Here is a 25,310-nt window from a genome sequence, read left to right on the forward strand (position 1 = left end):
CCCTGTCGGTCTGCAAGTGCACGGAATCGGCGACGGGAAGAATCCAAGCCTATAGAAACAAGCGCCGTCAACGCTGGAGAAGGCACATGAACATGGAAAATCTTCATCCGCCCCGTCATCTCGAAATTAATGGCGTCTCCCGTAGTTTTGGCGGAGTTCCCGCACTGAATGATATTTCTCTTTCCGTGGCGCATGGAGAGCTCATCTGTCTGGCCGGCCACTCCGGTTGCGGCAAATCCACGCTCTTGCGTGTCATTGCAGGCATCGAGATGCCGGATCAGGGCCGCGTTCTGCTGGATGGGTGCGAAATATCCGGGCCGAACAATTATGTGGAACCCGAAGAGCGCAATATCGGATTCATGTTTCAGGACTATGCGCTTTTTCCCCATCTCAACGTGCTGGACAACATCCTGTTTGGCCTGAAGCGCCTGACACGACCCGCCGCGCAAGCACGATGCCTGGAAATCGTCGAGCATCTGGGGCTCGAACACCTTTCGCGCAGGTTTCCGCACATGCTTTCGGGTGGCGAGCAGCAGCGGGTGGCGTTGGCCCGTGCGCTGGCACCGCAGCCGCAGATTCTGCTGATGGACGAGCCTTTCTCCAATCTCGACCGCGGTTTGCGGGATGGCATCCGCACTGAAACGATTTCCCTTTTGCGCGAGTTGGGCACCACCGTCATCATGGTAACGCATGACCCCGAGGAAGCCCTGTCCGCGGGTGATCGGGTGGTGCTGATGCGGGCGGGGGAGATCGTGCAGGAGGGTTCTGGCAGCGACCTCTATGACAGGCCGGCAAACGCTTATACGGCCGAGTTCTTCTCTACCTTCAACAAGGTCCAGGGCGCATGCTGGAATGGCTTTCTCGAGACGCCTCTCGGCAGGTTTGCGGCCCCCGGCTTTGCCGATGGACATACCGCCACCCTCTATGTGCGCCCGCAATGCCTACGCGTAAATTGTGGTGCCGAAGGGGTAGACTGCACGGTGGTCGATTGCGCCCTGATGGGCGAAATCGAACAGATCCAGGTATCCGTAGCAGCGCTTCCGGGGCCGTTGAAAATTCGTTCGACAAAGCGATCACGCCTCCGGTCCGGGGATGTTGCGCGTATTTCCGTGACACCTGAGCAGGTTTTTGTCTTTTGAAATCATAGCGCTTTCTCTTCGCCGCCATAACTTTGACTGCCAATGGTGTCGCGTCGGATCGACGTCCCTCGTTGCGGCAGCAGAAGCAACGCCCGAAATACTTTACTGCTACAGTCAACTATGTTTGTCCCTCGCTGGTGGACAAAAGCCTACTATTTTACTCACAATCCAAGGAGCGTCATGGCGATGGGATCCACGAAATTTGGCGGGGTCATGCTCGGGTCGGTGCTGTCTGTCCTTGCAGGCACGCAAGGTGTCCTCGCAGAGGAGCTCAACCTCTATACCACCCGCGAACCTGGGCTGATCCAGCCGCTGATCGATGCCTTCACGCAGTCGACCGGGGTCACGGTCAACACCATCTTCTTGCAGGACGGGGTCGCCGAGCGCGTCATCGCGGAAGGTGACAAGTCGCCGGCAGATGTTCTGATGACTGTCGATGCCGGCGTTCTCGTCGATCTTGTCGAGAAGGGCCTTACGCAGAGCGTCGAGTCGGAGGTCCTCAGCACCACGATTCCCGAGACGCTGCGGGATGACGATGGCCACTGGTTCGCTCTTTCGATGCGTGCCCGCGCGGTGTATGTGACCAAGGACCTCGACCTGACCGGGATCACCTACGAGCAGCTTGCCGATCCCGCCTGGAAGGGTAAAGTCTGCATTCGCTCCGGCCTGCATCCTTATAACGTCGCGCTGTCCGGCTCGTTCATTGCACATCATGGTGAGGAAGCGGCCGAGAAATGGCTGACCGGCCTCAAGGCCAACCTCGCCCGCCCTGCGGCGGGCGGCGATCGCGATGTCGCGCGCGATATCATGGGCGGCCTTTGCGACATCGGCGTTGCGAATTCCTATTATGTCGGCCTGATGCGCAGCGGTGCCGGTGGTCCCGAGCAAGAGGAGTGGGCCAAAGCGATACGGATGATCCTGCCGACCTTCGAGAACGGTGGCACGCAGGTCAACATCACCGGCGCTGCCGTCGCCCGTCACGCACCCAACAAGGACCAGGCGGTCCAGTTCCTGGAATATCTCGTCTCGGACGAAGCGCAGGCGATCTACGCAAAGGCAAATTTCGAGTATCCGGTCAATGCGAATGCCACCGTCGATCCGCTGATCGCCGAATACGGTGCGTTGACGCCGGACACGATCGACATCGTCGAAGGGGTAAGGTTCCGCGCGGCTGCCAGCCAGATGGCTGAGCGGATCGGATTCGACAACTGATCAAGAAGCTCTCGGCGACGGCCTCCTGCGGGGACCGTCGCTCCTTCCCCAACTTATGAAGCCTGCCGAACCGACCTTGATGAATCAGATACCGTGGCGCCGTTCAGGGGCCGGATGGCGGTTTGGCGCGGTGCTTATCGCGGCGCTGGTCTGCCTTCCCGTGCTTGCCCTGCTCTTGATCGCGTTCCAGGGCAGTGCCGGGCTTTGGCCCCACATGCTCGCCAATGTTTTGCCGGCAGCACTGAAGAACACGGTCATTCTGCTGGCCGGCGTGGGCATGCTGGTGACGTTGATCGGCACCACAACCGCCTGGATGGTGACGGCCTACGACTTCCCCGGCCGGCGCGTTTTCGAATGGGCACTGCTGCTGCCACTGGCGGTGCCGACGTATATTATCGCCTATGCCTATCTCGATATCCTGCATCCGGTAGGTGCGGTGCAGGGTGCATTGCGAAGCCTTCTGGGCTATTCCAGCCCGCGCGAGTTCCGCCTGCCCGACATCCGCTCGATGGGAGGCTGTATCCTGCTGCTGGGGCTGGTGCTCTATCCTTACGTTTACTTGACCACCCGAGCGATGTTCCTGACGCAGGCGGCAAATCTGGTCGAGGTCTCCCGCACGCTCGGAACACGTAGGGGCAGCGTCTTCCGCCGGGTGGCGCTTCCCCTGGCGCGGCCAGCGATCGCGGTCGGCGCCAGCCTGGCGCTGATGGAAGCGCTGAACGACATCGGCGCCTCGCAGTTCCTGGGAGTCAGGACACTGACGCCGTCGATCTATTCGACCTGGGTCAACCGTTCGGACATGCCGGGCGCCGCGCAGATCGCGCTGGCCATGCTGGTGATCGTGGTCCTGCTGGTGCTGGTCGAGCGCTATGCGCGCCGCAACCAGCGTTACGCGGCTGCGGCGCAAAGACCCCGCGCGATGTCTCCCGCCCGGCTGCGAGGGTGGCGCGCCGCCGGCGCGTTCTGCCTGTGCCTCTTTCCGGTCGCGCTCGGCTTCATCGCACCGGCGGCTTACCTTTGTCGGGAGGCTTGGAAGCGCGTCAGTTTCGCCGGGATCTCCCCGCGCATCTGGGGCGAAATCGTCAACACCGTCACGGTATCGGCCGTCGCTACCCTGCTCGTGCTCCTGTCCGGCCTGGTTCTTGCCTATGCCGCCAGGACCTATCCCGGCCGATCCACATCGCTGGCCGCACGTGCTTCGACGCTGGGCTATGCCGTGCCGGGAACCGTCCTGGCCATCGGCCTGCTCTATCCGGTCGGCCTATTCGATCGCTTCTGGGCCGGCGGGGTCGAATGGCTGATCGGTGCCGCGCCCGGCCTTCTGCTGCTGGGATCGGGGGCGGCGCTGGTGCTGGCCTATTCCGTTCGATTCATGGCAATCTCCACCGGCGGGATCGAGGCAGGGTTCAGCCGCATCCCGCCCTCGTTGGACCATGCGGGACGGATGCTGGGCCGGTCCTCTTTGGGCGTCTTCCGCAGCGTGCATCTGCCTCTGTCAAAAACCGCCATCGCTTCGGCAGGCCTGTTGGTTTTCGTGGATTGCATGAAAGAGCTGCCGGCAACGCTGCTGCTGCGGCCGCTGAACTTTGAAACCCTGGCGACCCATCTTTATGGCGAGGCCGCCAGAGGCACCTATGAGGAAGCCGCGATTGCCGCCCTGCTGATCGTGCTGATCGGCATCCTGCCGGTCGTCGTGCTGTCGCGGCTGGGGCGGGTCGAGACCTGATCCGCATCCGGCCTGCGGTCAGTGATCCCGGACCGGCGGCGTCAAGGTGACGCGCGCGACAAAACCTTCCTGACTGGCAGGCGCGGGCGAGATGATTTCAAGCCTTCCGCCGGCCGCCGACACGATCTGCTGGCAAATATGCAGGCCCAGGCCGAACCCATCGCCACGGTGCCGGGCAAAGCGCCGCGTCAGCCCGGCCAGGTCGGCGGCTGCGACGGCCCTGCCCTCGTTCGCGACCTCGAGCACGGCGCCCTGCCGCAGACGAAGCCGAACCGGGCTGCCGGGCGGGCTATGCTGCAGGGCATTGTCGATCAGGTTGGACAGCACGATGGCAAAGGCGTCCGGGTCGATGCGCGCCATGACCGGCGCGGGCGGCAGCTCGGCCGCCAGCCGGGCGGCTTCCGACGGTGCGCGCTCGGCGACGACCAGCCGGGTCAGGGCCGCAAGATCATGCGCTTGCGTGGAATCGCCGATCCCCGCATCGGCACGGGCCAGTTGCAACAGCCGCGCGACCAGCCGCCGCATTCGCTGCAAGGCACGTTCAAGCGCATCCAGGCGGGCGATCTGAGCCGGCGTGGTCGCGTTCTCCCGCATTTGCTGGGTCTGGGCCAGGGCTATGGCGACAGGGGTGCGCAATTCATGCGCGGCATTGGTGGCAAAGGCACGCTCGGCCTCCAGCGCCTGCGCCAGACGGGCGATGAAGCCATTGACCACGCTGGCGATCTGCATCAGGTCCTCGGGCCAGTCGCCGGCGTCGATCATATCCAGCCGGCTGCCGTCGCGGGCCGCGATCTCGGCCCCAAGTTCACGCAACGGCGCCAGCGAACGTCGCGACACCCAGCCGACGATCAACCAGGTCAGCGGCAGGAGCGCGACCATCGGCAGCAGGAAACCTGTCATCCCTTCGCGAAACGCCTCGCGGCGCTCGGCCAGCGGCGCGGCGATCTGCAAGGCCTGGCCGGCGGCGTTGAAGGGCGTGGCATAGAGCCGGTAGCCCGGCGCGGAAGCGACCCGACCGGGGAAGAGGTCGGCGGCGTCGGGCAGGACCGCCCGACCGGCCAATTCCGATTGCCGCAGCACCCTGCCGTCCCGCGCGACCAGCCGATAGAGCAGCGCCTCGTCCATCGGCACCGCGGGCTGGGGCACCTCGACCGCAATGCCCTGCATCTCCATGTGCGAGACCAGCGGCAGCAACGCATGGGCCGTTTCCACGAGTTGCTGGTCGAAAAGCTCGTCCTGTTCGGACCAGAGCACCGCCGCCATCAACACCACCGCCCCGGCCCAGACCGCCGCCAGCCCCAGCGTCGTGAACAGCGCCACCCGCCGCGACAGGCTCGCGCGCCGCATCAGGCCCGCCCCATGCGATAGCCGAAGCCACGTTCGGTCACGATGGCGTCCCGGCCCAGCTTGGCGCGCAGCCGGCTGACATGGGCCTCGATGGCATTGCTTTCCACCTCGTCACCGAAGCCATAGAGCGCGTCCTCCATCTGTGCGCGGCTGGTGGTCACGTCGGGGCGTCGGCTCAGCCGCTCGATCAGCGCCCATTCGCGTAGCGTCAGGTGGACGGGCTGGCCATCCAGCAGCACCTGCCGCCGCTCGGGCAGGATCAGCAGCCGTCCGAAGCGCCGCTCGACCTCGGCCGCTCCGGCGGCTCGGCGGTGAATCGCCAGAATGCGGGCATGCATCTCGTCCAGGTCATAGGGCTTGACCAGATAATCGTCCGCACCGGCCTCGAGCCCGGCGATCCTTTCGGTGATGCGGTCGCGGGCGGTGACGATCAGCACCGGCACCCGCGCGCCGCGCCCACGCAGATCCCGCAAGAGCGCCAGCCCGTCTCCATCTGGCAGCCCCAGGTCCAAGAGCACCAGATCGTAATCGGTCACGGTCAGCGCCGCCGCTGCGTCCTCGGCGTGCCCGGCAAGGTCGACGGCATGACCCGCGGCGCGCAGGTAGGCGCCGACGGCCTCGGCCAGATCCGGCTCGTCCTCGACGACAAGCAACCTCATCGGCGACCTCTCTTCCTTCGTAAGCGAACCGTAATGTTGGCATCCCAGGAAGCACGCCGGAAGCCCCCGCGCCACAGCATCGGCCGGGCGGCACAAGGATGACGCACGATGACGGCAAATACCATCTGGCTCGGGATCGGCTTTCTCGGCCAGCTCCTGTTCACCTCGCGCTTCCTGGTGCAATGGATCGCCAGCGAACGCGCCCGCCGCAGCATCGTGCCCCTGGCTTTCTGGTGGTTCAGCCTTGCCGGCGGTGCGACGCTGCTCGCCTACGCGATCTGGCGGCACGACCCGGTCTTTGCCGTCGGGCAGGCAAGTGGCCTGGTGATCTATACCCGCAACCTGATGCTGATCGGACGCGGAGCGCGCCAGGGAAAACCGGCATGATCCGTCGTCATCCGGTCGTCCTGGCCATGCTATGCATGCTGCTGGCAGCGCTGCTGGGGCTGCTGCTGCGCCCGCTGACCCCTATCGACGAGACCCGCTACCTCGCCGTCGCATGGGAGATGCACACGACCGGCAACTGGCTGGTGCCCAGCAAGAACTTCGCGCTCTATAGCGACAAGCCGCCGCTCTTGTTCTGGGCGATCAACCTCTTCTGGCTGGCGACCGGCGTCAGCGGTTTCGCCGCCCGGCTGGTGGGGCCGGGTTTCGCCTGCCTGGCCATCTGGCTGACGGCGCGGCTGGCGCATCGCCTCTGGCCCGAGGATCGGGACGCGGGCGGCCGGGCGGCCATGGCCCTTGCCGGGCTCACGGTCTTTGCCCTGTCGGGCAGCCTGACCATGTTCGACGTGCCGCTGGCGACCGCGGTCCTGGCCGGGCTGATCGCGCTGGACGCCGCGGGGCCGGACGGCTGGCGGGCATGGGCCGGCTTCGGCGCCGCCATCGCACTGGGCGTGCTGATCAAGGGGCCGGTGATCCTGTTTCACTTGCTGCCCGCCGCGCTGTTTTTGCCGTTATGGAGCCGGAACGGGATCCGCTGGCGCGTCCTTCCGGCGCGCCTCGGCTTCGCGGTCGCGGTGGCACTGGGACTGGTCGCGCTGTGGCTGGTCCCGGCGGCCATCGCCGGCGGTCCGACCTGGCGCGAGGCCGTCCTGTGGCATCAAAGCGCCGGGCGGCTGGCCGAATCCTTCGCCCAGGCCCGGCCCTGGTGGTGGTATCTGGCCCTGCTGCCGGTCTTAGGCTTTCCGCTGTTGTGGAGCCCAGCCCTATGGCACGAAGCCCGGCAGACCTCGTGGCGGCAAGACCGCGGGCTGAGGCTCTGCCTGATCTGGGCAGGCGCGGCGCTGGCACTGTTCAGTCTGACCAGTGGCAAGCAAGTGCATTACCTGGTGCCGGACCTGCCCGCACTGGCGCTGGTCGCTGCCCGGCTCGGGCGGAACGCGCCCGGCTTCGGCCTGCAACCGGCGATCATCGCAATCGGCCTGGTCGCGCTGGCGGCGGCGGTGGCTGGGTTCGGCCCGTTGCCCCTGCGGGTGCGGATGCTTTTCGATCCTGCCAGCACCTTTCTGGCCTGGGCGCTGCTGGCAGCGACGCTGTGCTGGCTGGCGGCGCGGCAGCGGGGCGCAGCCGGCGCGATGATCCTGTCGCTGGGCCTGCTGCTGGCCACGAACCTGCTGATCGGCACGACCCGCACGGCGCAGATCTATGACGCCGCCCCCATCGCCGCCCGACTGTCCGCGCATCGCGCCGAAGGACTGGCCTTCACCGGCGCCCCCTATCATGCCGAGTTCAACTTTGCCGCCCGGTTGACCGAACCGGTCGCCGAACTGCCCGACCCGGCCGCGTTGCGGTCCTGGGCCGCATTGCATCCGCAAGGGCTGATCGCCGGCCGGACCGATCGCTTCGCCCCGCCCTGGCCTCCGCGCGAGACGATCCTGTTCCGCAATCGCGATTACGGGATCTGGTCCGTCGCCGATGCTCCCCTGGCTGAAAGGAACCCCCAATGAACAACATGCACCCCTCGGTCTCGGTGGTCGTCCCCGTCCGCGACGAAGTGGCGGCCATCGAGCCGCTGATCCACGAAATCGCCACCGCGATGGCCGACCGCGACTACGAGATCATCGTGGTCGATGACGGATCGGAGGACGGCACCCACCGCATCCTGCAAGCGCTGGCGGCGCGGATGCCGCGGCTGCGCCTGCACCACCATCCCCGTTCGCGCGGGCAATCCACGGCAATCCGCAGCGGCGTGCGGCTGGCGCGGGCATCACTGGTCGTGACGCTGGACGGCGACGGGCAGAACCCCCCCGACCAGATCCCGCTGCTGCTTGCCCCCTTCGCGACCGACCTGCCGGGCCTTGGGCTGGTGCAGGGTCAGCGGGCGGTGCGGCGCGACAGCGCGGCGAAACGGTTGGCCTCGCGCTTGGCCAATGGCATCCGGGCCGCGCTGCTGCACGACGGGGTGCGCGATTCCGGCTGCGGGCTGAAGGCGTTCCTGCGCGAGGCCTATCTGGACCTGCCCTTCTTCGACCACATCCACCGCTTCATGCCGGCGATGATGCTGCGCGAGGGCTGGCGGGTAGAAACGGTCAATGTCACCCATCGCCCGCGCCGGGGTGGCCGCTCGAAATATTCGAACCTTGCGCGCGGGCTGGTGGGCATCCCCGACCTTCTGGGCGCGGCATGGCTGATCCGCCGCTCGGGCCGCCAAGGGCTGGCCGCACCCGAACCGCCGCAGCCCCGCCCTGCCGCCCTCGGCTGCGAAGACGTGGCACGGCCATGAGGATCGCCGTGGCGGGGCTTGGCTATGTGGGACTGGCGAATGCGGTGCTGCTGGCGCAGAACCACGAGGTGACGGGCGTGGATCTGTCGCCCGAACGGGTGGCGCAGGTCAATGCCGGGAAAAGCCCGGTCGTGGATGACGAATTGACGGACTGGCTGCGCCGCCGCAATCCGCGACTGCGGGCGACGCTGGACGGCGATGCCGCCTATCGGGGCGCGGATGTCGTGATCATCGCCACGCCCACGGATTACGACCCCCTCGCCCATTCCTTTGACACATCCAGCGTCCGTTCGGTGATCGCGCAGGTGGCCGCCGTGAACCCGCAGGCCGCCATCGTGGTCAGATCCACAGTGTCGGTCGGGTTCACCGCCGCGCAGGCAGAGGCTTCGGGCGGCGCTCGGATCGTCTTCGCCCCCGAATTCCTGCGCGAGGGCATGGCGCTGCACGACAGCCTGCATCCCAGCCGCATCGTCGTCGGCGAGCGTTCGGACCGCGGGCGCCGCATCGCCGCCCTGTTTCTGGAAGGCGCGCTGCGCAACGATGTCGAGGTGCTGCTGACCGACCCGAGCGAGGCCGAGGCGATCAAGCTCTTCTCGAACACCTGCCTCGCCATGCGCGTGGCCTTCTTCAACGAGTTGGACAGCTATGCGCTGGCCCGCGGTCTCGACAGCCGCCAGATCATCCGCGGCGTCTGTCTCGATCCGCGCATCGGCGCGCATTACAACAACCCCTCCTTCGGCTATGGCGGCTATTGCCTGCCCAAGGACAGCAAGCAGTTGCTGGCCAATTACGGGCAGGTGCCGCAGAACCTGATCACCGCCATCGTGGATGCCAACCGCACGCGCAAGGATTTCCTGGCCGAGCAGATCATCGCCGCCGCGCCCGCCACCGTGGGCATCTACCGGCTGGTGACCAAGGCGGGCTCGGACAATTTCCGCCAAAGCGCCGTGCAGGGGATCATGAAGCGCATCAAGGCCAAGGGGATCGAGGTGATCGTCCACGAGCCCGAATTGCACGAGGATCGCTTCTTCGGCTCGAAAGTGCAGCCCGACCTGCAAAGCTTCAAGGCGGAATGCGACCTGATCCTGGCCAACCGCCACAGCCCGGCGCTGGACGACGTGCAGGACAAGGTCTTCACCCGTGACCTTTTCGGAGCCGATTGATGCGCCGCACCCTCGTCACCGGCTGTTCCGGCTTCATCGGCTTTCACCTTTGCCGCCGCCTGCTGGCGGACGGGTTCGGCGTGGCCGGCATCGACAACCTGTCGGACTATTACGACCCCGCCCTGAAGCGGCAGCGCCAGGCGATCCTTCAGGCCGACCCGACCTTCTCGGTCGTCAACGACAGCATCGAGACCCCCGGCCTGCTGGAACGCATGTTCCGCGACCACCGGCCCGAAATCGTCGTCCACCTGGCCGCGCAAGCGGGGGTGCGCCATTCGATCGACCATCCGCGCGCCTATCTTTCCAGCAATATTGCCGGAACCTTCGAGTTGCTGGAGGCCGCGCGGGCGGTGCCGCCCCGGCACATGCTGCTGGCCTCGACCTCCTCGGTCTACGGCCCCAACGACCGGATGCCCTGGCGCGAAACCGACCCGACCGACCATCCGATGTCCTTCTATGCGGCGACCAAGAAGGCCACCGAGGCGATGGCGCATGCCTATGCCCATCTCTACGGGCTGCCGGTGACCATGTTCCGCTTCTTCACCGTCTACGGCCCCTGGGGCCGACCCGACATGGCGCTGTTCAGGTTCACCCGTGCCATCCTGCGGGCCGAGCCGATCGACGTCTACAATCGCGGCGAGATGCGGCGCGACTTCACCCATGTCGACGACCTGGTCGCGGCCATCCGTGCCCTGATCGACGCGCCGCCCCCGCCCGAAGGGAAAGAGCGAGACGAGGGCGTTTCCCCGGTGGCGCCATGGCGGGTCGTCAATATCGGCAACTCCCATCCGGTGATGCTTGGCGAACTGATCGCAGCGGTCGAACAGGCGACGGGGCGATATGCGATCCGCAACCTGCTGCCCATGCAGCCGGGGGACGTGCCCGCGACCTGGGCCGATACCTCGGCTCTGCGCCGGTTGACCGGCCTGTCGCCCAGCACGGAGATCCGCAAGGGCGTGCAGGATTTCGTCGACTGGTATCTGCGCTATCACCACCAGAATGCCGCCGGGATGGCCTGTCGTGGGAAGAACACTTCCGATGCCTCACCTTCCGAAAACAGGAAGGAACAGAACCTGCTTGCCGATCCCCCCGATATCAATCGGAAGACATTTCACCGGAATCCCATATAGCTGCTCGAGATTGGAGGCCGACAGCACCGCATCCGCTGGTCCGCAGATCGTTTGCAAGCCATCGAGCATCAACAGGACATCGTCGGCACATAAGAGGCATGTTGTGGGGAATGCGTGGAAAAGAGAATTGCATGTCGCCCGTCCTCCTTCAAACGGCTGAGCACTGACAGCCGCAGGGACTGGTTGGCGAGATCAAGCACCAAGGCCGGCTCGTCCAGAACCAGCAATTCCGATCCTGTCGCCAAGGCGCGTGCCAGCATGACGAGTTGGCGCTCGCCCCCCGAAAGCCGATCGAAAAGGCTGGGCATAGGCCGCTGCGTCGACGCGCTCCAGTGCCTCTTCTGCTGCGCGATAGTCCTCCCTGCAAGGGGAGCCGAACACTCCCAATGCAGCAGCGCGTCCCATCACCACAATATCCAGGCAGCGATATGACAGCGAAACTGGGAAGGGCGGGGGAACATAACCGACGATCCGAGGCGCCCGCAGCGAGCCTTTCGCGACGGATAGTAACCCGCAACCGTCTTGATGAGGCTTGTCTCTCCCCGGCCGTTAGGCCCCAGAATGGCCAGACATCTTCCATTTTTGACCTGAAAGTCGACATTGCGGAAGATCCATCGCTTTTTGCGTCGGAAACCGGCGTTTTCCAGTTTGATCATGTCCCGATCTCCTGTCGACGCTTGCGCCGCAGAAGCAAGACATCCTGGACCACGTCGGCGGCGCTAGCCGGTCCTACCCTGCGGTGGCAATACGCTCCAGACGGCTCCGTTCTGCCCGGTAAAGCTCCTCCAGTTGCGGCGCCTTTACTCTTTCCATCCAGTGCGCCCAATGCGGATTTCGTTGACCGGATGTCAACTGGCTGTGGAATGATAACCCGATCAGTCCATATATACCTGTCTGACTTTATCAGGTTTATCCTGGTTCGTATCGGAGGCTGCCATGCCCTTGCCGAGCAATATGGGCCTTGTCCTCCGACGATGAGGCTGCCCTTGCGGTGCGGGTGGCGCCCGAAGGTGTCAAGGTCCGGCACGGTAAGGCGAGCGGTCATGTGATTGTCCTGGCGCAGGATCGACAGCCGCCGCGCCAGCACGTCGCCGGGCGCTGAAGGTGGACAGTGGCGACATGCAGCCAGTCCACGCTGACTCTGCCCGCATCGGGCAAAGACTACCGTTTGATGATCCATGGCAGGCTGGTTTTTCCCTCGCCATTCGGTCCGATGATCGAGGTGACGCGCCCACCGGCAGCGTGACCGCTACGCCGTTGACGACCGGAGGCGCCAAATCACCTGCTGACTCCGCTTGCGATGATCATCTGGTGGCGCGGCGGCACATTCGGCGCCTGTAGCAAGAAAGTAGTATTGGCTGCGCGTAAGCCCGGTTCGGCGGTGGTTCGTCCTGCCCTGCGACCCAGGTTCCGGTCCCTTCCAAGAGCAGGATCGAGGCGTTGCTTGTTGCACTTCCTCACCCAGAGAAGCAATATAGCGGTTCCCCCAGACGCATATCGGAGAGAGACGTGGCCTTGTTTCGAATCACGGCATATCTCGGCACCCCTGTCTGCCTGGGGAAAACCTATCTCACGCTTGATGCGATTCTTTACGGGATATTGGCAGAAATGCGGGAGGTGCGAAGGGTCGATACCGATCCGATTAAGGATATCCCGCTGAGGCAAGTCGATGGCTTGTTTCTCTCAAGCCGTGCCTACTTCAATAACCCGGTCCATCATGGTGAGATAAAAACCGGCGGAGTCAGGCTGGCGAAGGATCTGGCAGATACGCCGCTGTTCTTGCAACCATCGCGTGATCGTTATTACAAGGTCAACACGACGAATGGACCCCTGAAAGCTCATCTGACCCGCTACCAATGCATTGCTGCACAATCGGTTTCATGGATCGCAGAGGGGGACGCGGCCAAAGTGCAACGGCTGCTCGAGTCCGCTGATGGTATCGGCGCACGCCGGAAGGAGGGTTACGGCGTCCTGCGGCGGATCGAGCTTGAATCAGCTGATGGGCTTTCTCCCCTTCTCGACGAAAAGGGCGAAGCCCGACGGCCGATCCCGGTGCGATTTTCGGCGCATTCGGCACCGGCAACTGCCTCCCTTACCGCCGTGGATACCTGGCGACCACCTTATTGGGATGCGTCTAACGCAGAGGAATGCCATATTCCCCGCCCCGCCTGATCTTGAGAGGGCTACGGCCCCACCGTCAAGGCAGGGCCGCAGCTTCATGGGCAGGACCGCTCTGAACGACGTCCCGGCAAGAAATGGATCAGAATGGTGATCGATCCCTGGGCCTCGTCGACCCCTGCTGAAATGCGGGGCTGTTCTGCTTGGTGATCATGTTCATCACACCGCCGTTTTCGACCCCGACCCGTGGTCGGGGCTAAGAGACCATCCTGCACGCCACGTCGCGCGTCACTCCGCTCTGCCGAGGGCGGAGCGCGCCCCCTTTATTCCTCCTGTTGGAAACTGTTTCAAGCATCATGCGTGTTCTGACCCATCTCAAAGCGGGGCGCTGAACTGGCGATCTTTCTGAAACGCCCCGGCACCGCATTCAGCATGGCACCTGACCACGGCCTCGGCTGGTCAAGAAAAAGCATATCGGCTTCTTCCTGATTGAGCGGCCAGCGCGGATCACCGATCCAGATCTTGACGCTATCATCATGCGCCCGGATGCCACGTCCGATTCCCTGCCGCAATCGCCTGCGCGCCTCGGCCAGTTGCCTGCCGAAAACCATCGCTCTTCCCACCCTGTCCCCACCCGTCACATCCACCAGATACCGTTGCAAGACACTGTCCTCAAAGGTTTGCGGACGAATCGGGAAACGCGGAATGATCACATGCGCGATCGCATGAGGCAGGCTTACCCCCTCCCACGCCGAGGCGGAGAGCCATATCGAATCGGATCTCGACAGGAACTTTGTGACAGCCATGGTCATGGGCACGCCGGAGCGTTGCGCCATGAGCCGCGGATCGTCTGGGCCGAAGAGCTGCGAAAGGGCAACGACATCCCGTATCGCGGGCAAAAGGACAAGGCTACGCCCACCCTCACGGCTTGCCGCGTCGATCATTGCCTTCCAATAAGCCAGAGCGGCATCGTCGAGTTGCGCGAACCCGTCGTCAGGATCAGCGGCCGCAAATGATGTAAAGGCAGCGGGCGCATCAAGGGAAGGCCGCGCGAAGCGCATTGTCCCGAACTGCTGAGGCGCGATCAGGGCACAGCAGGATGCGTCGATCCTTTCGGCCTCGAAACCGCAAGTCGCAATGAACCCCGCCATGGCGCGCCGCGCATCCGTGCCCTCGCCCTGCGCCAGCGTCGAAAGAGTGGCCGAGGTGAAAAGCAAGCCTTCAATCGGTGAGGCCGGTTGGTTCCAAAGCCTCTTGGCGATGATCCGTGCCGATCCGTCCGAGATATTGGCAATGCCCGGATAGCGCCGGACCGGAGAATGATAGATCACGGTCCTGGCCAGATCACCATATTCGGCCTGCCTCAGAATCCGCTCCAGTGCGATCCCATAGGTATCGAGCGCAGCAATATCATCGCGCATCGCAGCCGGAGGACGCGGATGTTCGATGCGGTATTCGCGCGTCATATGTGCGATCTGGTCCCGAAGATCCTTGATCGCCCCCAGGACCAGATCCCGCTCCGGGCCGGTCAAGCTGGTGAGGGGAACGACGTCCCTGTTGCTTCCCTTGGCCAGAAGCCGGTGGTTTTCAAGAACCGCACTGAAGCAGGCAATCGTCTCCGCGATTGCCGAGGCTTGCCCCCCATGCGCAAGCCCGCTGGCAAGGCTGCGCAACCGTTGCAGCGGCACTGCCGAGCGGGTCATGTCCTCGACGATCCGCGGCAGGCGATCAGCCTCGTCCACGACAACATAGGCGTGGCGATCTTCAGCCCAGAGGAAGGGGCGAATAAGATGCCGTGCCAGAAGATGATGGTTTACAACGAGGAAATCGGCCTCGGCGCATTCCTCCAGCAATGTCTGGAAAAGCGCGCCGGTCACATGATCCGTGCCTTCAGTGTTCAGGCCGATGAGTTCCGCCGAAAGCCAGGGATGCGAGGCGGTTATCCGATCCGAGAAGGCCGACAGAAGCGCATGGCGCATTGGCAGTTCGCCCCGCGCCAGCGCCATTTCGCACCAGTCGATCATATCGTCTGCCAGGAGCCTGTCGCTGTCCGTGCCCAGCTCCTCGACAGCGGCGTCCAGCGCCCCCGGATCGATCACCTGCTGCTTGCCTACGCGCATCGCCGCGCGCAATTGTTTTCCGGTTATCCGGGCAAAGGCTTCGATTACGATCGGCAGATCGGTCTCGATGATCTGCCTTTGCAGGGCGACATTCGCGGTCGAGATCACGACGATGGGCCGGGGCCCTGCGGCCCGCCGGGCACGATCCAGCATCGGCACCAGATAGCCGAGCGTCTTTCCCACCCCGGTTTCGGCATCGATGAAGGCCGGGCGCCGAGCGTCAAGGCAGGCTGCAAAATGACCGGCATAGGCCAATTGCGCGGGCCGCGGCGCCGGGTCCAGCCCCCTCGCACGCAGAGCATCCGCAAGCGGGCCGTCAGGACCAAAGCCTATCCTGTCCGGCGGAACCATTATTTCGCCTGTGTTCCAATTTCCGATGCCAGGCGGAAATCGAACGCCCCTTGCTGGAACGCTTCCCGGAACGCGGACATGAATTCGACGAACCGTTCCGGCACGCATGAAAGCCCGGAAACTGGCTCGGCAATCATCGTGCCAAGCGAGACGGCATTCGCCTGCCCTATGGCAAAGGGATCGTCAGAGCGGGCGAGAGACAGGTAGGCGTCATATTCCCCGCGCAGCAGGCCATAGCCAAGGCTCTCATGCTGACCCAAGGCCGGTTTGCTTTTCATCCAGTGATTCATCGCGGCAATGAACAGGCCGGCCTCGGCAGCGGTGACGGCGCTGAGTGTAATCCTATGCTGCATCCTGACGCCGGCCGGCATCGCCTCATGCTGAAGCGGCATGGATACAGGATTTGTGCTCAGCAACCCTACCGTCTCCTCGCGTTTGGCAAGTTCGCCTAACTCGGCCTCCAGCCTGGCCACCTCCTCGGCACTGCCGTTCTTGCGGGCGGCGCGCAGGGTCGCATTCAATTCCCGCATGGCCTTCTTGTATCGGGTCCGAGCGGAGTTTGCGTTGGCCATCGCGTGCCATTGTTCAAGCGCATCGGCATCCAGCTTTTCGAAAAACGATCCGTCGCGACGTCCGTCATCGGACCGAGCCCCACCAATCAGGTCCGTCTCGACCGGACCCTCGGGTATCGCGTCGCTGATCGAGGCCCTGCTGATCATCCAGGGCGATCCTGCGCCAAACAGCGCGAGAACCGGGTTCTTTTCACGCAGGGTTATTCGAAGCTGGACGTCGAAAGATGCCTCGGATTCGCTGCCCTTGATGCCGCCGATCGCATTCTGATGCCACTGGGCAAGCGGCACCCGGTCGCCCGTCATGCCCCGCACCACCTCGACCGCCGAACGACGCAGCCGGCCACGCAGGGTCGAACCCGGAACAACCGGCCTGCTTTCGCGCAAGCCGTCCTGGTAGATCGTCCTGCGGCTGATCCGGCGAAATTTGCTGCCGTCCGCCCTCGTCACCTCGTCCGCGCTGGGAGGGATCACGCAAAAGGGCGACAAGGTTTCCAGGCTGCCGACCAGCCGGATATCCCAGAGATCAGTCAAGATCGTCTTCCCTGTTCATGATGCTGACCAGGCCGAAGCCATAGGCTTTGGCGGCACCTATTCCGGCAGTCAGGAGCGCCATCAGCACCGGTTCATTCGTAATTGTGCCCGAGAAGGAAATCCGCCCGTAAGCCCGACCAAAGCGCTCGCGCCCGCGCTCCATGCGTGCGATCCCAATGTCGGGATCAACGGAATAATCGGCCAGATCGACGGCGGGAGCAAAAACGTCGCGATAACGTGCAAGCCCTGCAAGCACCCTGTCCTTCAGATCGGATTCCTTGCGGAAAACCCTGGCCTTCATGGCGACCCATGCCGCCGCCTCGATCTTCCGCCCTGCATCGAGCATCGGCGTGGCGGCTTCGGCAACAAACCCGCGCGCAACTTCAGGAGCCGCGCCGATGCAGGCCCGCACACGGACCCATGGACCATCCATGACCAGCGGATCGGGGGAGAACAGATAGCGCGGGCGGCCTGCTTCATACCTGTCCCCGAATAGGGCCGCGACTGCGTTCTTCAGCGGGGTCCTTTGCGACAGGTCCATGTCGGCCGGAACGCGGAGAATGTAATCCCTCATGCGGCAATTCTGCCGGCGTGCCGGGTTTCCGCCGCATATGCAGCGAGCCGGGCAAGAAACCTGTTGGCACAGCCGGGAAAGCCGTGCAGCAATGCTGCATCGGCCTTTAGCTGCCCCAGGGCAAGCCGAGCCTGAGCTCCGGAAATTAATCCGATCTGAAATTGTCGCTTTATCTCGCGGCTGCGCAATACATCGCCGGCAGTAACGCCTGTTGAGGAAAACCATTCGATGGCCTCGAGAAACCGTTGGCGTTCGACTGGAACGATATGCTCGCCTTCGAAAAGCGCAGCGGCACCACCGAAAACAATAAGTTCCGCTGAAGTCGTTATTCTCCAATAATCGGCATCAGCACTCGACAGCCCTATCGAGGCCGCCAGGAAGGGAGTATCAGGGGGATCAAGGATCACGTCAATGATCCAATCCCAACGCTTTCTGGCACTCGTCGGCTGAATAGAGACATGATGGGGGAGTTCAGCTTCGGGGCGCACCGGCGCCCAAGCTTTGGCGAAGGATTCACAAATCAGGAATCGCGCCGGTTCGGAACCGCCAAGCCTGGCCCTGACTTCTCGCGCCGGATCGGAATGAGGGTATTTTCCCATCAGCGCCTTCCGCCATCCAGAAGCGCATGGCGAGAAAAACCTGCCAAACCTTCGAAACCAGAAATCCGGGGGATCTGTCAATTCACGGCTTTTTTCCTGCGCAGCAGGTCGTAGGGTATCCATATTTTTTCGCTATTCGCGGATAAGCTTGATATTTGTATCGGTTTTCTCCACAGGCCAGCCCAATCTCCCAAGAAACGCACCCCTGACCGCTGCCTGACTTCATCAGCAGCATGAAAAAATGTAGCAGTAAAGCTGCGTGACCTGCCGTATCTCTCCCAACTCATCTGGCGTTGATGAGAACCCATAGGCGGCAGAATCTCTGGCAAGCACCTGAGAATATTATCCGTTCACACAGAGCTCGGGTTGCGGACGGAGTCCCGTGGTGCCAGCGGTGTAGCAGTTCGGGTTGCGGCTCCGGCAAATGTTACTCATTTTCGCTATCTGTGGACATAACCTGGCGGCCCGACCTCAGCATCTGTCTCAGCCGCTCCAGATCCGCCAGCGCTGCAAGGGCTTTCCCCGAGTCGCCGGAGGCGAGTCCGAGCAGAAGCATTTCGAGACAGAAGACAGTCACACCGTGCAGGGCAACCCTCTCGTTCTTGCCCCTCGGAACGGCAAGGACAACACGGGCCCGGCTGGAAAGCTCACTTTGCGCTGAATCGCTGATCAGGACCACCGGCAGGCGGAGTCGCCTCGCTTCGGCAAGGGTCACGTTGGCTTCCTTGTAAAGAGAACCATAGGCCAGCATGACGACCGCATCGCCGGACTCGAGTTCGAGCAGCTGATCCGCCAGCCCCGGTCCCGTTCGGTTAATGAGCCGCTGCTGCCTTCCCTTACGCCGGAGTCTCGCGGCGAAATATGCGGCGATATGTGCGGTGGGGCCAATCCCGAAAACGAATATCCGTCGTGCATCGTGCAGCACAGACAGCGCCTTCATAAGGTTTTCCCGAAATTCGGGCGAGCGGAGCACTTCAAGTCCCGCGGCATAGACGTCGAGCAGATCCTCAACCGCGGCATCGATCTGCTCTTCCGCATCGTCGAGGGTCCGCTTGAGATTGTCTGCCGGGGTGGTCCGCTGTCCAAGACCGGCGGCAAGCTCCCGGCGCAGTTCCTGCAAGCCCGCGAACCCCAGCGCCTGCACGGTGCGGATAACGGTTGCATCAGATGTGCCCACCGCCCGCGCGATTTCGATGGCCGATGAGGTCAGGACCGCCAGCCGGTTGGCATCGATATAGCCGGCCACCCGCTGAAACGCCGGAGACAGCCGGTCGCGGCGACGCTCATAGCGGTCGCTGAACAGATCGCGTGCCTTGCCGGTCGGTTTGCGCCTTGCTTGCACCATCGGGGAGGTAGACTGTCCTGCTGCTTTCGTAGTGATCACTACTTGGAAAGCGCAAGAAAGTAAACGCTACACGCTGAAAGCATAGGTGATCCTCTCCGATGGTTGAGCGATGGCGATCAGCTGCCGAGCCGATCAAGCCTCAGGCGCTGGCGATCATCGGTGATGCTGCGGATGAACAGCCACCCCGTCAGTGCCACGCAAACGACCGAAGCCAGGGCAAGCAGCGCCATGAGGAAGATCTGGTAGATCGCCGCCTGTGTCGGATCCTGGCCCGCCAGGACCTGACCGCTCATGATGCCCGGCAAGGTGATGATCCCGGCACCCGCCATCTGGTTGATGATCGGTATCGTGCCGCTGACGATCGCGCTGCGCGACAGATCGCGGGTTGCCTCGCCCATGTCCCGGCCCAGGGCAAGCTGCGCCTCGATCCGGTTTCGGGCACCGGCGATCTGGCTCTTGAGCGCATGCAGGGTCAGTGCGGCCGAGTTCATCGCCGTCCCGAGAATGATGCCGAAAACCGGGATCACATGCTGCGCGTCGAAGGCCGGGCCCGATCTTGAAAGGCCGGTCAACCCAAGCAGCGCCACGCCGGCGGCCGATATGCACAGAATCAGCAGGTTGCGCAGGAATTCCGACCAGCGCCGCGGCCCAGACTGGCGCGCGCCGATCTCATGGGCAGCCGCGGCCAGCATGACGACCATGACCAGTCCGACCAGCAGGCCGTTTTCGGACCGAAACAGCAGGCGCAACAGATAGCCCACCGCAAGCAGCTGCAGCGACATGCGCAGCGCCGCCCAAGCAAGCCGGCGTCCGATTCCCATGTGCAGGGCCAATGACAGGCCGGCCGAACAGGATATGAGGCCGCCAGCGATCGCGATCTCACCGCTGCCAAGAGTCAGGACGCTCATGCCGGAACCCTTTCCAGCACCAGGGTATCGGTCGCCATCCGCTGGATCTGCGCGTCGTCATGGCTGACCAGAACCAGGATACCGCCCTCGGACAGAAACTCCCCCAGCAGGTTCTCGACACGCAGAACCGCATCGGAATCCAGCGCCGCGCTGGGTTCGTCGAGCAGCAGCACCGCAGGCTTGCCCAGCAGCGCGCGGATCAACGCAAGGCGTTGCCGTTCGCCCGTGGAAAGCCGGTCGGGGGCGGCATCCAACAGATCGCGCGGCAGCCTCAACCTGTCCGAGAAATGCGTGGCATCGCCCTGGAAATGATCTCGCACCCTTGGCGCCCACCAGGCGCTGTCCGGGGCAACATAGGTGACGCTTCGTCGCCAGAGCGGCGCCGCCATATCACTCTGCGCCTGGCCATCCAGCCAGACCTCTCCGGTGTGAGGCACGAGATCGGCCAGAATGCGCAGGAGCGTGCTTTTGCCCGCCCCGGACCGCCCGGCCACGCACAGACACGCGCCATGGCCGATGGACAGATCCAAGGGGCCGACCGACCCGGAGCCCACCTTGCGCGCGATCAGTCCCTGGCCATCGGTCGGCAATGCCTGCCTCACCTGCATTCTCCGCTGTTTTTGCTGCCCTCTTTTCGTGGCATCCAAATGCTGCGCCGGGCGCGCTAGTTCTGCGCGAAGACCGTTTTGAATTGCAAGGCTTGTCGAGGCTTCGGTTCGTTCTTGCCCGAGCGGGCAAGGGTGTTGACAGGCGCCGCCGCGCATGACCCGCGGCCGGACATCGCACCCGGTCCACTGACCGCCTGCCCCGCGGCTGCGCCAATTCCTTAGAAATCCGGGCCAAGACGCCTCTCTGGGAACAGCGAACGAGCCGGCTATGCAGGGTCTTGCAGGGACCATGGAACGCGTTCTGACCGGCCCTTGAATTCGGTGGCGAACTCAACCCTCACCAATCTGCTACCGCAGCCCATACCGCTCGAGGCTGATGATCCCGCTCGGCACTTTGCCGCGCTCGCCCCTGGAGAGTGAGGAAACTCGCAGAACAGTTCGCGAGGTTGCCGCAGCGTCTGTTGCAAACTCAGCCGGAAGGACCGCCCTCACGGCCAGCGTCGATCACTCAGCCTTCCGGCTCGCAATAGAAACCGTTGGGGACCGACACCAGAACGTCTGAGTCGCAGGATCCCTGCCTGATAGCGACCGCGGTAGCCATCCTGCGATACCTGCCTTCTTCTCGTGCCAGCAGCTCATCGTGGCTGCCCTGTTCGACGATGCACCCGCCCTCGCCCACCATGATGCGGTTGGCAATCGAGGGTGGCAACCTTGGTGCGTCGCCGACATCGCTGGTGGTGAACTCGGCGGCGCAGATTTCCAGGGTTTCCTCGTCGATTCCCGATGTGGATCTTGCGCCATCCGCATCATGGCGAATCTTGCATCACCTGCGAGTAGCCGTCGCCGCGCCAGCTGAACTTTCATGGCTCTCGCGACCATCCGCGTGATACGCAGCGGCATCAGCCCTTCCGGACCTGCCGCAGCTTGTCGAACGTCGCCGATGCTGCCACTCTCTGACAAATAGCCGACAAAAACAATCGACAGTTAAGGGGAGCCGTTATAGGGAAGGGCACTGCAAGCTGGACAAAACCGAGAGCGCCCTTCCATGACTTCGACCCAAGCGACCCGATCGCTCCATATCGCCGCCGTCGCCTGTATCTTCGCCGCTCCGGCGGCTGTTGCGGCACCGACCAGCTACCCCCTGACGATCGAGAATTGCGGTGAGAGCCTGACCTTCGAAAGCGCCCCGCAAAAGGCTGTCGCCCTTGGCCAGAACAGCGCCGAGATCATGCTGCTGCTGGGTCTTGAGGACCGCATGGCGGCGACCGCCTTCTGGCCGAACAAGGTGCTGCCGGAACTCGCCGAGGCCAATGAAAAGGTCGAGCTTCTGACGGTCGAGTTTCCGACGCTCGAAAGCGTGCTCGCGACCGAGCCGGATTTCGTCGCGGCTCAACTGCCGACCCTGCTCGGCAACGACAGCAAGGTGGCGAAGCGGTCGGATTTCCACGACCTGGGGATCCCGAGCTATCTGTCGCCCAGTGCCTGCTCAACCTTGCAGAACACCGGGGATGCCTATGGCAGCCGCGAGAGCCTTTGGAACATGGAGCTGATGTATCAAGAGATCGACGAGCTTTCGCGCATCTTCGACGTCGCAGATCGTGGACAAGCGTTGATCGCAGATTTCCGTGCCCGTGAAGCGGCGCTTCGCGAAACCTTCGGTCGGAACGACGACCTGACATTCCTGTTCTGGTTCTCCAGTCCCTCCCCTTCGGACGACGCCTATCTGGGCGGCGGCAACGGTCCCTCGGGCTATATCGCGAACATTCTGGGGGGCCGTAACGCCATCGAGACCGAAACCGAATGGCCGACCGTCGGGTGGGAGGGCATCATCGCTGCCGATCCGACCGTCTTTGTCGTCGCGCAGGTCGATCGCAACCGTTGGGATCTGGACACGGCCGCGAACAAGCGTGACTTCCTGACCACCGACCCGACGGTCAGCCAACTGGACGCCGTGCGCGAGGGCCGCATCATCGAAATGCGTGGGGCGGCGATGAATCCGGGCATCCAGACGCTCTATGGTGCGGAAGAGGTTGGGCGCGAGCTTGAAAAACTGCGCCCGGCCAAGGAATGATGACCCGCCTCTTTCGGGGCGAGACCGCAGGTTTTGCTCTTTTCCTTCTTCTGTCGCCAGCGGTCCTGCTGCTGGCGATCGCGGTTTCCGCAGCGATTGGCGACTATACGATTTCGCTGCGCACCGTCGGCCTGGCCGTGACCAACGGGCTGGGCCTGACCGATGCGGAACTCCCCAGGATCGCGGAAAGCGTGGTCTGGAGCCTGCGCCTCAGCCGTGCGCTGGTTGCGGCGCTTTGTGGCGCGGGACTGGCGCTCTGCGGTGCGATCCTGCAGGCGCTCCTGCGCAATCCGCTGGCCGAGCCCTTCGTTCTGGGCGTGTCGGCCGGTGCCTCGACCGGCGCGGTCTGCGTCATCGTGCTGGGGATTGGCGCCGGAGCCATTTCACTCTCGCTCGGGGCTTTCGCCGGGGCATTCGCGGCCTTCGCCTTTGTTGCGCTTCTGTCGAACGGGGCAACCAGCGGGCCCAATCACACCATTCTCGCCGGGGTCGCGGCCTCGCAGCTCTTCAATGCGCTGACATCCTATATCGTGTCGACCTCGGGGAACGCCCAGCAGGCGCGCGATGTCATGTTCTGGCTTCTGGGCAGCTTCGGCGGCGCGCGCTGGCCGGATTTTCACCTCTTGCTCGTGGTGGTGCTGGCCGGTCTGGCGATCTGCATCTGGACCGCGCGCGCCCTTGATGCCTTTACCTTCGGGGATGAGGATGCAGCCTCGCTCGGCATTCCTGTGACACGGATCCGGCTGGTCCTGTTCGCGGTCACGGCAATGATGACCGCGACGATCGTCAGCATCGTGGGCGCGGTCGGCTTCGTCGGGCTGGTCGTGCCCCATGCGGCACGGTTCATCGTCGGCCCGATACATATGCGGCTGCTGCCCGCCTCGGCTGTTGTCGGGGCAATCTTCATGGTGCTCGCTGATATCTTCTCGCGTGTCGTGGTGCCGCAGCAGACCGTGCCCATCGGCGTCGTCACCGCTCTGATCGGCGTCCCGTTCTTTGCCATTCTGCTTTACCGCGCGAGGCCGCAGAAATGAGCGTTCGTGCCGAGAATCTGGTCTGGGGCGTCAAGCGGCGCGTCATCGTGGACGACGTGTCGCTGGTGGTTGAGCCGAATGAAACGCTGGGGCTGATCGGGCCGAACGGGTCGGGAAAATCGTCGCTTCTGCGGCTGTTGGCAGGGTTGCGCCGTCCGGCACGCGGCACGGTCGCAATCAATGGCAAGCCGATTGCCGGCTATGGGCGCAAGGAACTGGCGCGTATCGTGGCCTTCGTGCAGCAAAGCGCCTCGACCGATACGAATGTTGCGGTCGAGGACGTGGTTCGCCTGGGACGAACGCCACACCGCTCGGCGCTGGGAGCCTGGACGCCTTTGGATGGGGATGCGGTGCGGCGAGCACTCGAGCAGGTCGACATGTTCACGCGGCGCGGCCAGAGGTGGCAAACCCTGTCGGGCGGCGAGCGCCAGCGCGCGCATATCGGGCGCGCCCTGGCGCAGGAACCGTCGATCATGTTCCTCGATGAGCCGACCAACCACCTGGATATTCACCATCAGATCGAAATCCTGCGGCTGGTGCGCGATCTGAAAATCACCAGCATCGTCGCCTTGCACGATCTCAATCTCGCGTCGCTGTTTTGCGACCGGATCGTGGTGCTGGAGGCGGGCCGCATCGTGGCTTCGGGCCGTCCCGAAGCGGTATTGACCGAAGACCTGTTGCGAGACGTGTTCAAGGTCGAGGCTCGGGTCAGGCGCGGGCTCGATCATGGCAAGCCGGAGATTTCATTTGCTGTAGCATAGGACAGGGGAAGCCGAACACACTGGCGGCAGTCCTGGAAATATTGCCCCAGAACACGAACTGTCAGCTCTTCGCCGCCACGCTGCTGGGCGAGGCAATGATGGCCCCCTGCCTTCACTGCTCACGCGGTCTCATCCCACAGCGCAGGCATGGTCCTCCCAACGGGTGGAATGGGCTGGTTTTTCCAAGGTGCCTTTCTCGGCCAAGCAATAGGCCTCCGCCGGCAAGCATGTCCGCAAGGGGGGCTTTACGATCATTGTGCCGGCCGCGGACACCGATGGGCAAGACCAAGGGCAGCACCTGCAGGACACCAAGCCTGGACGTGGAGCGCAAGCCGAGTACCGCGGAGAGCGACCTCCTCTCGGGCGACCGGATCGACATCCTGTTTGAGCGGGGGAAGGAGTTCGCGCGACGACATCCGGCGCGGGGGCTACCGGTGCATGAAGCAACGGGAGGTGGTCAGCCGCGATTGAGGCGGTGCGGCGACAGCCAGTTTCCTGGCGACAGCGACCAGCGCCACGTCGGCCCTTCGTTTGCATCAACCGCATTCCCCGGATTTGATCTGGGATCCGGCAATGGTCCGCATGAGCAGAAAATTCGCCGCCGCGTAGAATGTTGA

General features: G+C 63.7%; 24 protein-coding genes and 1 pseudogene. 13 read left to right on the forward strand and 12 right to left on the reverse strand.

Going from position 1 to position 25,310, the window contains the following annotated elements; genetic code table 11:
- The first annotated feature begins 86 nt into the window (after positions 1-86).
- The 3 genes from KF941_RS17070 (at position 87) to KF941_RS17080 (ending at position 4,077) form a co-directional block, all read left to right on the forward strand.
- On the forward strand, positions 87-1,139 hold the full coding sequence (locus KF941_RS17070) for an ABC transporter ATP-binding protein (protein WP_240540462.1): 1,053 nt from the start codon (positions 87-89) through the stop codon (positions 1,137-1,139).
- Between the two features lie 180 nt (positions 1,140-1,319).
- Positions 1,320-2,351: an extracellular solute-binding protein gene (locus KF941_RS17075; RefSeq protein ID WP_240540463.1), complete on the forward strand. Its 1,032-nt coding sequence runs from the start codon at positions 1,320-1,322 to the stop codon at positions 2,349-2,351.
- Between the two features lie 79 nt (positions 2,352-2,430).
- Positions 2,431-4,077 carry an iron ABC transporter permease gene (locus tag KF941_RS17080; RefSeq protein ID WP_240540540.1) on the forward strand — a complete coding sequence of 549 codons (1,647 nt, stop codon included), beginning with the start codon at positions 2,431-2,433 and terminating at the stop codon, positions 4,075-4,077.
- Positions 4,078-4,095: 18 nt separating this feature from the next.
- Here KF941_RS17080 and KF941_RS17085 read toward each other — a convergent pair whose 3' ends face one another.
- The gene (locus tag KF941_RS17085) at positions 4,096-5,424 is read right to left on the reverse strand and encodes an ATP-binding protein (protein WP_214274003.1); all 1,329 of its coding nucleotides are present in this window, start codon (positions 5,422-5,424) and stop codon (positions 4,096-4,098) included.
- Complete coding sequence (locus tag KF941_RS17090; protein ID WP_036755782.1) at positions 5,424-6,083, reverse strand: response regulator transcription factor; 660 nt, start codon at positions 6,081-6,083, stop codon at positions 5,424-5,426. The genes KF941_RS17085 and KF941_RS17090 overlap by 1 nt, the downstream gene beginning before the upstream one ends.
- Before the next feature lie 108 nt (positions 6,084-6,191).
- Between KF941_RS17090 and KF941_RS17095 the strand changes: the two genes are divergently transcribed.
- The 5 genes from KF941_RS17095 to KF941_RS17115 are packed head-to-tail and all read left to right on the forward strand — an operon-like array spanning position 6,192 to position 11,101.
- Entirely contained in the window at positions 6,192-6,470 is a 279-nt protein-coding gene (locus KF941_RS17095) for a lipid-A-disaccharide synthase N-terminal domain-containing protein (RefSeq protein WP_116221158.1), read from the forward strand.
- Positions 6,467-8,032, forward strand: coding sequence for a glycosyltransferase family 39 protein (locus KF941_RS17100; RefSeq protein ID WP_214274004.1), 1,566 nt, complete (start codon positions 6,467-6,469; stop codon positions 8,030-8,032). The genes KF941_RS17095 and KF941_RS17100 overlap by 4 nt, the downstream gene beginning before the upstream one ends.
- On the forward strand, positions 8,029-8,808 hold the full coding sequence (locus KF941_RS17105) for a glycosyltransferase family 2 protein (protein ID WP_214274005.1): 780 nt from the start codon (positions 8,029-8,031) through the stop codon (positions 8,806-8,808). Before KF941_RS17100 ends, KF941_RS17105 begins: the two co-directional genes overlap by 4 nt.
- Positions 8,805-9,971 (forward strand): nucleotide sugar dehydrogenase, encoded by a 1,167-nt coding sequence (locus KF941_RS17110; protein WP_214274006.1) that lies wholly within the window; start codon positions 8,805-8,807, stop codon positions 9,969-9,971. The genes KF941_RS17105 and KF941_RS17110 overlap by 4 nt, the downstream gene beginning before the upstream one ends.
- A complete protein-coding gene (locus KF941_RS17115; protein WP_214274007.1) occupies positions 9,971-11,101 on the forward strand; it encodes an NAD-dependent epimerase/dehydratase family protein in 1,131 nt (376 codons plus the stop codon). Before KF941_RS17110 ends, KF941_RS17115 begins: the two co-directional genes overlap by 1 nt.
- Positions 11,102-11,169: 68 nt before the next feature.
- On the opposite strand, the gene KF941_RS17120 is transcribed toward KF941_RS17115, so the two are convergent.
- Both KF941_RS17120 and KF941_RS17125 read right to left on the reverse strand, forming a co-directional pair.
- A complete protein-coding gene (locus KF941_RS17120) occupies positions 11,170-11,496 on the reverse strand; it encodes an ABC transporter ATP-binding protein (protein WP_346429020.1) in 327 nt (108 codons plus the stop codon).
- Between the two features lie 9 nt (positions 11,497-11,505).
- Entirely contained in the window at positions 11,506-11,757 is a 252-nt protein-coding gene (locus KF941_RS17125) for an ATP-binding cassette domain-containing protein (protein WP_214274009.1), read from the reverse strand.
- Positions 11,758-12,610: 853 nt separating this feature from the next.
- Here KF941_RS17125 and KF941_RS17130 point away from each other — a divergent pair.
- On the forward strand, positions 12,611-13,273 hold the full coding sequence (locus KF941_RS17130) for a hypothetical protein (RefSeq protein WP_208861523.1): 663 nt from the start codon (positions 12,611-12,613) through the stop codon (positions 13,271-13,273).
- Between the two features lie 293 nt (positions 13,274-13,566).
- On the opposite strand, the gene KF941_RS17135 is transcribed toward KF941_RS17130, so the two are convergent.
- The 8 genes and pseudogenes from KF941_RS17135 to KF941_RS17170 all read right to left on the reverse strand — a co-directional run.
- Positions 13,567-15,690, reverse strand: a complete 2,124-nt coding sequence (locus tag KF941_RS17135; RefSeq protein WP_214274010.1) for a helicase C-terminal domain-containing protein — start codon at positions 15,688-15,690, stop codon at positions 13,567-13,569.
- Entirely contained in the window at positions 15,690-16,793 is a 1,104-nt protein-coding gene (locus tag KF941_RS17140) for a hypothetical protein (protein ID WP_214274011.1), read from the reverse strand. Before KF941_RS17140 ends, KF941_RS17135 begins: the two co-directional genes overlap by 1 nt.
- The gene (locus KF941_RS17145; RefSeq protein WP_116221166.1) at positions 16,786-17,367 is read right to left on the reverse strand and encodes a type I-E CRISPR-associated protein Cas6/Cse3/CasE; all 582 of its coding nucleotides are present in this window, start codon (positions 17,365-17,367) and stop codon (positions 16,786-16,788) included. Before KF941_RS17145 ends, KF941_RS17140 begins: the two co-directional genes overlap by 8 nt.
- Complete coding sequence (locus KF941_RS17150) at positions 17,364-17,966, reverse strand: hypothetical protein (protein ID WP_214274012.1); 603 nt, start codon at positions 17,964-17,966, stop codon at positions 17,364-17,366. The genes KF941_RS17145 and KF941_RS17150 overlap by 4 nt, the downstream gene beginning before the upstream one ends.
- A gap of 427 nt (positions 17,967-18,393) precedes the next feature.
- On the reverse strand, positions 18,394-19,311 hold the full coding sequence (locus KF941_RS17155; protein WP_240540464.1) for a MurR/RpiR family transcriptional regulator: 918 nt from the start codon (positions 19,309-19,311) through the stop codon (positions 18,394-18,396).
- 116 nt (positions 19,312-19,427) lie between these two features.
- Positions 19,428-20,219 (reverse strand): ABC transporter permease, encoded by a 792-nt coding sequence (locus tag KF941_RS17160; protein WP_036755798.1) that lies wholly within the window; start codon positions 20,217-20,219, stop codon positions 19,428-19,430.
- Positions 20,216-20,821, reverse strand: coding sequence for an ABC transporter ATP-binding protein (locus KF941_RS17165; RefSeq protein WP_214274013.1), 606 nt, complete (start codon positions 20,819-20,821; stop codon positions 20,216-20,218). The genes KF941_RS17160 and KF941_RS17165 overlap by 4 nt, the downstream gene beginning before the upstream one ends.
- A gap of 697 nt (positions 20,822-21,518) precedes the next feature.
- A pseudogene (locus KF941_RS17170) lies at positions 21,519-21,627 on the reverse strand (IS5/IS1182 family transposase); the annotation flags it as partial.
- 245 nt (positions 21,628-21,872) lie between these two features.
- On the opposite strand from KF941_RS17170, the gene KF941_RS17175 reads away from it, so the two are divergent.
- The 4 genes from KF941_RS17175 (at position 21,873) to KF941_RS17190 (ending at position 25,310) form a co-directional block, all read left to right on the forward strand.
- Positions 21,873-22,898 (forward strand): ABC transporter substrate-binding protein, encoded by a 1,026-nt coding sequence (locus KF941_RS17175; RefSeq protein ID WP_214274014.1) that lies wholly within the window; start codon positions 21,873-21,875, stop codon positions 22,896-22,898.
- Positions 22,895-23,932 (forward strand): iron ABC transporter permease, encoded by a 1,038-nt coding sequence (locus tag KF941_RS17180; RefSeq protein WP_240540467.1) that lies wholly within the window; start codon positions 22,895-22,897, stop codon positions 23,930-23,932. The genes KF941_RS17175 and KF941_RS17180 overlap by 4 nt, the downstream gene beginning before the upstream one ends.
- A complete protein-coding gene (locus KF941_RS17185) occupies positions 23,929-24,693 on the forward strand; it encodes an ABC transporter ATP-binding protein (protein ID WP_116221169.1) in 765 nt (254 codons plus the stop codon). Before KF941_RS17180 ends, KF941_RS17185 begins: the two co-directional genes overlap by 4 nt.
- Before the next feature lie 275 nt (positions 24,694-24,968).
- Positions 24,969-25,310 (forward strand): hypothetical protein, encoded by a 342-nt coding sequence (locus tag KF941_RS17190; protein ID WP_214274015.1) that lies wholly within the window; start codon positions 24,969-24,971, stop codon positions 25,308-25,310.

The sequence above is a fragment of the Paracoccus sp. pheM1 genome (assembly GCF_018499825.1).
Lineage (GTDB): Bacteria > Pseudomonadota > Alphaproteobacteria > Rhodobacterales > Rhodobacteraceae > Paracoccus > Paracoccus versutus.

Bases quoted from the DNA above. Each gene is read 5' to 3' on its own strand.
- KF941_RS17070 (WP_240540462.1), top strand. From the start codon at position 87: ATGAACATGGAAAATCTTCATCCGCCCCGTCATCTCGAAATTAATGGC.
- KF941_RS17075 (WP_240540463.1), top strand. From the start codon at position 1,320: ATGGCGATGGGATCCACGAAATTTGGCGGGGTCATGCTCGGGTCGGTG.
- KF941_RS17080 (WP_240540540.1), top strand. From the start codon at position 2,431: ATGAATCAGATACCGTGGCGCCGTTCAGGGGCCGGATGGCGGTTTGGC.
- KF941_RS17085 (WP_214274003.1), bottom strand. From the start codon at position 5,424: ATGCGGCGCGCGAGCCTGTCGCGGCGGGTGGCGCTGTTCACGACGCTG.
- KF941_RS17090 (WP_036755782.1), bottom strand. From the start codon at position 6,083: ATGAGGTTGCTTGTCGTCGAGGACGAGCCGGATCTGGCCGAGGCCGTC.
- KF941_RS17095 (WP_116221158.1), top strand. From the start codon at position 6,192: ATGACGGCAAATACCATCTGGCTCGGGATCGGCTTTCTCGGCCAGCTC.
- KF941_RS17100 (WP_214274004.1), top strand. From the start codon at position 6,467: ATGATCCGTCGTCATCCGGTCGTCCTGGCCATGCTATGCATGCTGCTG.
- KF941_RS17105 (WP_214274005.1), top strand. From the start codon at position 8,029: ATGAACAACATGCACCCCTCGGTCTCGGTGGTCGTCCCCGTCCGCGAC.
- KF941_RS17110 (WP_214274006.1), top strand. From the start codon at position 8,805: ATGAGGATCGCCGTGGCGGGGCTTGGCTATGTGGGACTGGCGAATGCG.
- KF941_RS17115 (WP_214274007.1), top strand. From the start codon at position 9,971: ATGCGCCGCACCCTCGTCACCGGCTGTTCCGGCTTCATCGGCTTTCAC.
- KF941_RS17125 (WP_214274009.1), bottom strand. From the start codon at position 11,757: ATGATCAAACTGGAAAACGCCGGTTTCCGACGCAAAAAGCGATGGATC.
- KF941_RS17135 (WP_214274010.1), bottom strand. From the start codon at position 15,690: ATGGTTCCGCCGGACAGGATAGGCTTTGGTCCTGACGGCCCGCTTGCG.
- KF941_RS17145 (WP_116221166.1), bottom strand. From the start codon at position 17,367: ATGAGGGATTACATTCTCCGCGTTCCGGCCGACATGGACCTGTCGCAA.
- KF941_RS17150 (WP_214274012.1), bottom strand. From the start codon at position 17,966: ATGGGAAAATACCCTCATTCCGATCCGGCGCGAGAAGTCAGGGCCAGG.
- KF941_RS17155 (WP_240540464.1), bottom strand. From the start codon at position 19,311: ATGGTGCAAGCAAGGCGCAAACCGACCGGCAAGGCACGCGATCTGTTC.
- KF941_RS17160 (WP_036755798.1), bottom strand. From the start codon at position 20,219: ATGAGCGTCCTGACTCTTGGCAGCGGTGAGATCGCGATCGCTGGCGGC.
- KF941_RS17175 (WP_214274014.1), top strand. From the start codon at position 21,873: ATGACTTCGACCCAAGCGACCCGATCGCTCCATATCGCCGCCGTCGCC.
- KF941_RS17180 (WP_240540467.1), top strand. From the start codon at position 22,895: ATGATGACCCGCCTCTTTCGGGGCGAGACCGCAGGTTTTGCTCTTTTC.
- KF941_RS17185 (WP_116221169.1), top strand. From the start codon at position 23,929: ATGAGCGTTCGTGCCGAGAATCTGGTCTGGGGCGTCAAGCGGCGCGTC.
- KF941_RS17190 (WP_214274015.1), top strand. From the start codon at position 24,969: ATGGGCAAGACCAAGGGCAGCACCTGCAGGACACCAAGCCTGGACGTG.